The sequence below is a fragment of the Novosphingobium sp. genome (assembly GCF_036733805.1).
Classification (GTDB): Bacteria; Pseudomonadota; Alphaproteobacteria; order Sphingomonadales; family Sphingomonadaceae; genus Novosphingobium.
In genome coordinates, this window is the sequence record NZ_DAIMZT010000031.1 from 28,929 (window position 1) to 36,370 (window position 7,442).

Below are 7,442 nucleotides of genomic sequence, written 5' to 3' on the forward strand. Positions count from 1 at the left end.
GGGCGGTTCGTGCGTATCGGCCATCGTGACGGTTAGCGCTGCCTTATACCCTGCGAGGAGTTCCGATTGGCTTTTTCCAATGGCCCGGGGCACAGGGTCAAGTTATGGGAAAGGTCGCACTGATCGGTTTCGGCGAAGCAGGCTCGACGTTCGCTCTCGACGGCGGATGGGGGGCTGGCGCGCGGGCTTTCGATATTCTTTCGGCTCGCACGCAAGCCATGCGGGCAGCGGGAATAACCCCTTGCGCCGACCTGGCCGAAGCGCTGACGGATGCCCCGCTGGTGCTCTCTCTGGTCACGGCCGATGCGGCGCTTGGCGTTGCGCGGGCGGCGGCGGAGCTGATGGCGCCGGGTGCGCTGTTTTGCGACATGAACTCAGTGGCGCCGGAAACCAAACGGTCGGCGGCGCACGCGATAGAGGCGGCGGGCGGCCGCTATGTCGACGTGGCCGTGATGGCGCCGGTCAACCCGCAGAAATTATCGGTCCCGCTGCTTCTTTCCGGGGCGGAAGCGTCCGGCGCGGTGGCGGCGCTGAAGGTTCTGGGTTTCTCGAACGCACGGATCGTCGGCAGGGATGTCGGCCGGGCATCGACTATCAAGATGCTGCGCTCGGTGATGTACAAAGGCGTCGAGGCATTGACCGCCGAATGTCTGATCGCCTGTGAGCGCGCCGGGGTGACGGACGAAGTGCTCGGCAGCTTCGGCAATGATTGGGCGACGAGTGCAGATTACCGGTTTGACCGGATGCTGGTCCATGGCCTGCGCCGCGCGGCGGAATTGCGCGAAGTGTGCAAGGCGCTGGCGGATCTCGGTTTCGAACCATCGATGAGCCGAGGCACTGTGGCCTGGCAGCAGGCATTGGGAGAACTGGCGATCCGGCCGGTGCCGGAAGACCTTGCGGGGAAGCTGCGGGCGGTTGCGAACGCGATGGAAGGGAAGACGAACGCATGACGCTGGTGATCGATTGTCATGGCCATTACACCGTGCTGCCCAAGGCGCACGATGAATGGCGCGAAGCGCAGAAGGCGGCATTCAAGGCCGGCACGCCCGTCCCTCCTTATCCCGAGATTTCCGATGATGAAATCCGTGAAACGATCGAGGCCAATCAGTTGCGCCTTATCAAGGAGCGCGGCGCGGACCTGACGGTCTTTTCCCCCCGCGCATCGGCCATGGCGCACCATGTCGGCGACCAGGCGGTCTCGGAAGAGTGGGCGCGGCGCTGCAATGATCTGGTCTATCGGGTGACGCAGCTTTTTCCCGAGACTTTCGTCGGCGTCTGCATGTTGCCGCAAAGCCCCAGGGCCGATCTCACAGCCTCGGTCAAGGAACTGCGTCGGTGCGTGGAGGAGCTGGGCTTCATCGGCTGCAATCTCAATCCCGATCCGGGCGGCGGCCATTTCGAGCACCCGTCGCTGACTGATGAATACTGGTTCCCGATCTACGAGACGATGTGCGAACTGGACGTGCCGGCGATGATCCACGTCTCGGGTTCTTGCAATCCGGCGATGCACGCGACGGGGGGGTTTTACATCGCGGCCGATACCGTCGCCTTCATGCAGCTTCTGCAAGGAGATCTGTTCTCCCGCTTTCCAGATTTGCGCTTCATCATTCCGCATGGCGGGGGTGCAGTGCCTTTTCATTGGGGGCGCTATCGCGGCTTGGCCGACATGCTGAAGCAGCCGAGCCTGGACACGCATCTGATGAACAACGTGTTCTTCGACACTTGTGTCTATCACCAGCCCGGCATCAACCTGCTGGCCGAGGTGATCGAGACCAAGAACATCCTGTTCGGTTCGGAAATGGTCGGCGCGGTGCGCGGGATCGATCCCACGACCGGGCACTATTTCGACGATACCAAGCGGTACATCGACGCATTGAACATCACCGAGGCGCAACGCCACGCGATCTTTGAGGGCAACGCCCGTCGGGTATTCCCGCGCCTCGATGCCAGGTTGAAGGAGAAGGGGCTGTGAGCGAAACCGCAAGGCCCACGCAGAACATTCACGAATATCTGGCCGAGTTCGACGACATTCCCGGCACCCGGGTCTACACTGCGGCGCGGGCGCGCAAGGGTTATCATCTGAACCAGTTCGCGATGAGCCTGATGAAGCCGGAGAACCGGCAGCGCTGGCAGGCTGATGAACGCGCCTACCTTGACGAATGGCCGATGACCGAGGAGCAGAAGCAGGCCGTGCTCGCACGCGATTACAACCGCATGCTCGATCTTGGCGGCAACATCTATTTCCTGGCCAAGGTATTCTCCACGGACGGCCTCAGCTTCGCAGAGGCAGTTTCGACGATGACCGGCATGACGTTCCCCGAATACCGGGACATGATGCAGAAGGGTGGCCGTTCGCCGGAGGGCAACCGTTCCATAAAGGGGGGTTACTGATATGGCGCGCATTACGGCGGGCGTGGCGACCAGCCATATACCTCTGCTGGGCGTCGCCGTTGACCAGGGCAAGACGCGGGACGATTATTTCGGCCCGATCTTCAAAGGCTATGACTGGACGAAGGAATGGGAAAAGGCTCAAAAGCCGGACGTCGTGATCCTTGTTTATAACGATCACGCTTCCGCCTTCGATATGAAGATCGTGCCCACTTTCGCTATCGGCTGCGCCGAGCATTACAAGCCGGCGGATGAAGGCTGGGGACCGCGTCCGGTGCCTGACATCGAGGGGCATGCCGACTTGGGATGGCATATCGCCCAGAGCCTGATCCTCGATGAATTTGATATGACCATCATCAATGAGATGGACCTTGACCACGGCCTGACCGTGCCTCTTTCACTGATGTTCGGCACGCCTGAGGCGTGGCCGGTCAAGGTCATTCCCGTCGCCGTGAACGTGGTCACATACCCGGTGCCTTCGGGGAACCGCTGCTGGGCGCTGGGCGAGGCGATCAAGCGCGCGGTCGAAACCTATCCCGAGGACCTCAACGTCCAGATCTGGGGTACGGGCGGCATGAGCCATCAACTTCAGGGTGCGCGCGCGGGCCTCATCAACGCGGAGTGGGATAACCGCTTCCTTGACGCTATGATCGGCGATACCGACGCCGCGCGCTGGATTCCGCACATTGAATACCTGCGCGAGACCGGCAGTGAGGGCATCGAGATGGTGATGTGGCTCATCATGCGCGGCGCGCTTGGCAAGGAAACGCGCTGTCTGCACCGTCATTATTACGCAGCCTGCAGCAATACTGCGGTAGGGCATCTGGTGCTCGAACCTGTCCAGCGTGACGCCGAGGAGATTTCATGAGCACGTTCGTCCTGATTCATGGCGCCTGGCACGGCAAATGGTGCTGGCAGAAGGTCGTCCCCCTGCTGTCGGCGGTGGGACACAAGGTGGTCGCGATCGACCTTCCCGGTTTGGGCGACGATCAGACCGCGATCGCGGACGTAACGCTGTCCGGTTACGGGAAGGCCGTGGAGCAGGCAGTGCGGGCGCAGTCGGAGCCGGTCGTGCTGGTCGGGCACAGCATGGGGGGAATGGCCATCACTCAAGCGGCGGAGTACGCGCCTGAACGGATTGCGGCGCTGGTCTACCTCGCGGCGTTCCTGCCCGCGAATGGAGAGCCGCTAGTCCACTGGGCAAGGCAGTGCGAAGGCGCAGAGCTTGTGACGCAGGTGGCCGATGACGGATTGACGGCGACCGTCGACCCCAACGTCGCGCTTCGTGCCTTTTATGCCGATGGCGCACCGGAAACCGCACAGGATGCGATTCGACGGCTCCGTCCGCAAGCCTTGGCGCCTTTCGCCACACCGGTGGAGACCACGCCGGAACGTTTTGGCGCAGTTCCGCGTCACTATATCGAATGCCTGCGGGATCGGGCGCTGCCGGTGGCCGTCCAGCGCCTCATGGTTGCCGCGCAACCGTGCCAGTCGGTGCAGACGCTGGACACCAGCCATTCGCCGTTTCTGTCCGCACCGGAAGACCTGGCGCGGGCGCTGCTGAACATCGCGGCTTGAACGAAGGAACACATCGATGAGAATCGCACTCGCGGGCGCCGGCGCCTTTGGCGAAAAGCACCTTGATGGTTTGAAGAACGTCGAGGGTGTGGAGATCACCTCAGTCATCAGCCGCAGGGCGGAACAGGCGGCGGCTGTCGCCGAGAAGTTCGGCGCCAGGCACAGCTCCACCGAACTTGCCGATGCGCTTGCCCGTGATGATGTCGACGCGGTGATTCTCTGCACGCCGACGCAGATGCATGCTGCACAGGCGATCGCCTGCATGGATGCGGGCAAACATGTGCAAGTGGAAATCCCTCTTTCCGACAGCTGGGCTGATGCGCAGGCGGTGCTGAAGAAGAGCCAGGAAACCGGGCTGGTCTGCATGGTCGGCCATACGCGCCGCTTCAATCCGTCGCACCAGTGGATCCACAATCGGATCACGTCGGGCGAGCTCAACGTCCAGCAGATGGACGTGCAGACATATTTCTTCCGCCGCAAGAACATGAATGCGAAGGGGGAGCCGCGTTCCTGGACCGATCACTTGCTCTGGCACCATGCGGCGCACACGATCGATCTCTTCGCTTACCAGACCGGCAGGATCGTGGCCGCCAATGCGATCCAGGGGCCAAGGCATCCCGAACTTGGCATCGCCTTGGACATGTCGATCCAGCTCAAGGCGGAGACCGGGGCGATCTGCACCCTTTCTCTCTCGTTCAACAACGACGGGCCGCTTGGGACCTTCTTCCGCTACATCGGCGATACCGGCACTTACATCGCGCGCTATGATGACCTTGTGAACGGCCGGGAGGAGCCGATCGATGTTTCGCAGATCGACGTTTCGATGAATGGCATCGAACTGCAAGACCGGGAGTTCGTCGCCGCCATTCGCGAAGGGCGCGAGCCTAATTCCTCAGTCGGGAAGGTGCTTGACTGCTATAGGGTAATCGGTGAACTGGCCGCCAGTCTCGAAGCACAGGACGGCTGGTCTTGATGGAAAAACGGAAACTCGCGGGGCATCTGCTCAACCCGATTGGCCTAGGCTGCATGAACATGGCCTGGGCCTATGGCAGCGTTCCGCCGCGCGAGGATTCCGTGGCGCTGGTACGTCACGCGCTGGATCACGGCTGCGAGCACCTCGATACCGCGAATATCTATGGCAACGGGCTCAGCGAGGAAATCGTGGGCGAAGCGCTGGCCGGGCGCCGTGAAGGGGTGTTCCTGGCGACTAAGACAGGCATCGTCGTCGACGGCCCGCGCCGGGGCGTGGATTGCAGCCCGGAAGCGATCACCGCCTCGTTGGATGCCAGTCTGAAGCGGCTGGGGACCGACCACGTAGAGCTGTTCTATATGCATCGCTTCGATCCGAAGGTGCCGATTGCGGATTCGGTGGGCGCCATGGTCCGTGCGATCGAGGCCGGCAAGATCGGCGGCTACGGCGTTTCCGAATGGTCCGCTGCTCATATCCGCGAAGCGCATGCAGTGCATCCGATGTGGGCGGTGCAAACGGAGTATTCGCTCTGGACCCGCAACGTTGAACTTGGCGTGCTGGAGGCCACGCGCGAGCTCGGCATTGCTCTTGTCGCCTTTTCGCCCGTTGCGCGTGGGGTGCTTGCCGGGGCGGTGACCGACGTTGCGATGTTGGAAGCGGGGGACTTGCGCCGCTCTCAGCCGCGTTTTCTGCCCGAGAACTGGGAAAAGAACCGGGAACTGGTCGAAGCATTCAACGGCCTCGCCCGAGACACCGGCGTCGCTCCGGCGCAATTGGCTTTGGCCTGGGTGCTTTCGCGCGGCGATCATGTTCATGTGATCCCCGGGACTCGCGCGATTGCGCATTGGCGGGAGAATGAGGCCACCGGGAGCCTGGCTATCCAGTCTGACGTGCTGAACCGTGCCGACGCGCTCATCAATCAGCAGACTGTCGCCGGGCACCGCTATCCGGAAAGCATGCGGGGTACGATCGATACGGAGGACTTCCCGGTCTGACGGCGGCCCCGCGTTACAGGGGCGGCGTGGAACCAGATTGCATGATCTAGGATCGCCATGTGCAGGCGGCGGGGGAAGACGGGATCATGGGCCGGATCACGCATCGTGCCCACCCCCGCCGGCGAGCCTGCCTTCCAGCCATTCACGTGTTTGTCGATCGATCAACAGCAACTCCTCCAACGTCTGCTCGATCGCCCGTTTCTGCTTGCGCAAGTCGGTGATCCGTATGCCAACTTTGCTCCGCAGCTGCCGAACCTGTTCGAGGTGTTCGGGGTCCGCGTCGTAGAGATCGAGGAATTCCTTGATTTCGCGGATCGAGAAACCCAGCCGCTTGCCGCGCAGGATCAATTGCATCCGAACGATTTCCCGTCGCGAGTAAACGCGCGTCGTGCCGACCCGTTGTGGGGCAATCAGACCTTTGTCTTCGTAGAAGCGCAAAGCGCGCATGGTCACGCCTAGCTGGGTCGCTGCTTCCTGAATGCCCAGCATCTGTAGAGGATCGCCGGTGGCGGGGCGATTCATGCTCGTTCGGCCGCGCGATCTGCGGTTTCATTCACTGCCGGGACCAGTCCGGCAAGCCGGGCCCCGATGTTCGGAAATGTACCGATCCGTGTGCGCCACGTCATGTACGACCTCTCGTGTTCCGCTCTCAACCCGCGCTTCTCCAGTCACAAGCGCCCCGGATCGCGTCGTCTGGGATGGTTCAGTTCGTAATCCACAATCTGCTTGACGTATAGGGAAGGAGTTGCACCTATGCGGAAGAATTGGGAGTGGCTCCGATGCTGCGCTAGAATGGCCGTGTGGCATCCGCCGATGGAGAGTATGCATGCAAAGCATCGTGATAGCGGGTTATGCCCGTTCCCCGTTCCATCCTGCCGGCAGGGGAGCGCTGGCGCGGGTGCGGCCCGATGACCTTGCGGCGCAAGTGATTCGCGGGCTGATCGGCAGGACCGGTGTTGATCCCGCCGAGGTCGAGGACCTTATCCTGGGCTGTGCATTTCCGGAAGGTGAGCAGGGGCTTAATGTCGCGCGGCTGATCGGTCTCCTCGCGGATCTTCCGATCTCGGTCGGCGGGATGACGGTGAACCGGTTCTGCGGCTCGTCCATGAGCGCCATCCATTATGCTGCGGGGCAGATCGCGGTCGGCGCGGGAGAAGTTTTTATCTGCGGCGGCGTGGAATCGATGAGTCGAGTGCCGATTATGGGTTTCAATCCGTTGCCCAATCCGGAACTGGCGAAGAAAAGCGCCGCCTATATGAGCATGGGTGAGACGGCGGAAAACGTCGCCAGTCAATATGGGATCGGGCGCGTCGAGCAGGAAGCGCTGGCGCTGGAAAGCCAGCTCAGAGCCGCCGCTGCCGGTTCAGACGGTAAATTCACTGACGAGATCGTGCCCGTCGAAACCAGGGCAGGAACGGTGTGTGTGGACGGTACAATTCGCCCCGAAACGACTGCAGAGGGATTAGCCGCGCTTAAGCCTGCATTCGATGCTAACGGGACGGTGACCGCTG

The 7,442-nt window shown here is 62.0% G+C and carries 9 protein-coding genes; 8 read left to right on the forward strand and 1 reads right to left on the reverse strand.

All coding sequences use genetic code 11. The features are described from left to right. The first annotated feature begins 104 nt into the window (after positions 1-104). Genes V7D69_RS09200 through V7D69_RS09230 form a run of 7 tightly spaced genes read left to right on the forward strand, consistent with a single transcriptional unit; the run spans position 105 to position 5,931 of the window. Positions 105-950: an NAD(P)-dependent oxidoreductase gene (locus tag V7D69_RS09200; protein WP_324063418.1), complete on the forward strand. Its 846-nt coding sequence runs from the start codon at positions 105-107 to the stop codon at positions 948-950. Further along, complete coding sequence (locus tag V7D69_RS09205; RefSeq protein WP_324063416.1) at positions 947-1,972, forward strand: amidohydrolase family protein; 1,026 nt, start codon at positions 947-949, stop codon at positions 1,970-1,972. Before V7D69_RS09200 ends, V7D69_RS09205 begins: the two co-directional genes overlap by 4 nt. After that, positions 1,969-2,391, forward strand: a complete 423-nt coding sequence (ligA, locus tag V7D69_RS09210) for a protocatechuate 4,5-dioxygenase subunit alpha (RefSeq protein ID WP_324063414.1) — start codon at positions 1,969-1,971, stop codon at positions 2,389-2,391. Before V7D69_RS09205 ends, ligA begins: the two co-directional genes overlap by 4 nt. A 1-nt stretch (position 2,392) precedes the next feature. Next, positions 2,393-3,256 (forward strand): class III extradiol dioxygenase subunit beta, encoded by an 864-nt coding sequence (locus V7D69_RS09215; RefSeq protein ID WP_333605630.1) that lies wholly within the window; start codon positions 2,393-2,395, stop codon positions 3,254-3,256. After that, positions 3,253-3,966 (forward strand): alpha/beta fold hydrolase, encoded by a 714-nt coding sequence (locus V7D69_RS09220; protein WP_333605631.1) that lies wholly within the window; start codon positions 3,253-3,255, stop codon positions 3,964-3,966. Before V7D69_RS09215 ends, V7D69_RS09220 begins: the two co-directional genes overlap by 4 nt. 16 nt (positions 3,967-3,982) lie before the next feature. After that, the gene (locus tag V7D69_RS09225) at positions 3,983-4,939 is read left to right on the forward strand and encodes a Gfo/Idh/MocA family oxidoreductase (protein WP_333605632.1); all 957 of its coding nucleotides are present in this window, start codon (positions 3,983-3,985) and stop codon (positions 4,937-4,939) included. Continuing rightward, positions 4,939-5,931 (forward strand): aldo/keto reductase, encoded by a 993-nt coding sequence (locus V7D69_RS09230; protein ID WP_333605633.1) that lies wholly within the window; start codon positions 4,939-4,941, stop codon positions 5,929-5,931. Before V7D69_RS09225 ends, V7D69_RS09230 begins: the two co-directional genes overlap by 1 nt. A gap of 96 nt (positions 5,932-6,027) precedes the next feature. Here V7D69_RS09230 and V7D69_RS09235 read toward each other — a convergent pair whose 3' ends face one another. Next, positions 6,028-6,453 carry a MerR family transcriptional regulator gene (locus V7D69_RS09235; RefSeq protein ID WP_333605634.1) on the reverse strand — a complete coding sequence of 142 codons (426 nt, stop codon included), beginning with the start codon at positions 6,451-6,453 and terminating at the stop codon, positions 6,028-6,030. A gap of 304 nt (positions 6,454-6,757) precedes the next feature. Between V7D69_RS09235 and V7D69_RS09240 the strand changes: the two genes are divergently transcribed. Next, positions 6,758-7,442, forward strand: a 685-nt coding sequence (locus V7D69_RS09240; RefSeq protein WP_333605635.1) for a thiolase family protein, incomplete at its 3' end; no start/stop codon positions are given.

Coding starts and splice junctions, on each gene's coding strand:
- V7D69_RS09200 (WP_324063418.1), top strand. CDS start 105: ATGGGAAAGGTCGCACTGATCGGTTTCGGCGAAGCAGGCTCGACGTTC.
- V7D69_RS09215 (WP_333605630.1), top strand. CDS start 2,393: ATGGCGCGCATTACGGCGGGCGTGGCGACCAGCCATATACCTCTGCTG.
- V7D69_RS09205 (WP_324063416.1), top strand. CDS start 947: ATGACGCTGGTGATCGATTGTCATGGCCATTACACCGTGCTGCCCAAG.
- V7D69_RS09225 (WP_333605632.1), top strand. CDS start 3,983: ATGAGAATCGCACTCGCGGGCGCCGGCGCCTTTGGCGAAAAGCACCTT.
- V7D69_RS09230 (WP_333605633.1), top strand. CDS start 4,939: ATGGAAAAACGGAAACTCGCGGGGCATCTGCTCAACCCGATTGGCCTA.
- V7D69_RS09220 (WP_333605631.1), top strand. CDS start 3,253: ATGAGCACGTTCGTCCTGATTCATGGCGCCTGGCACGGCAAATGGTGC.
- V7D69_RS09235 (WP_333605634.1), bottom strand. CDS start 6,453: ATGAATCGCCCCGCCACCGGCGATCCTCTACAGATGCTGGGCATTCAG.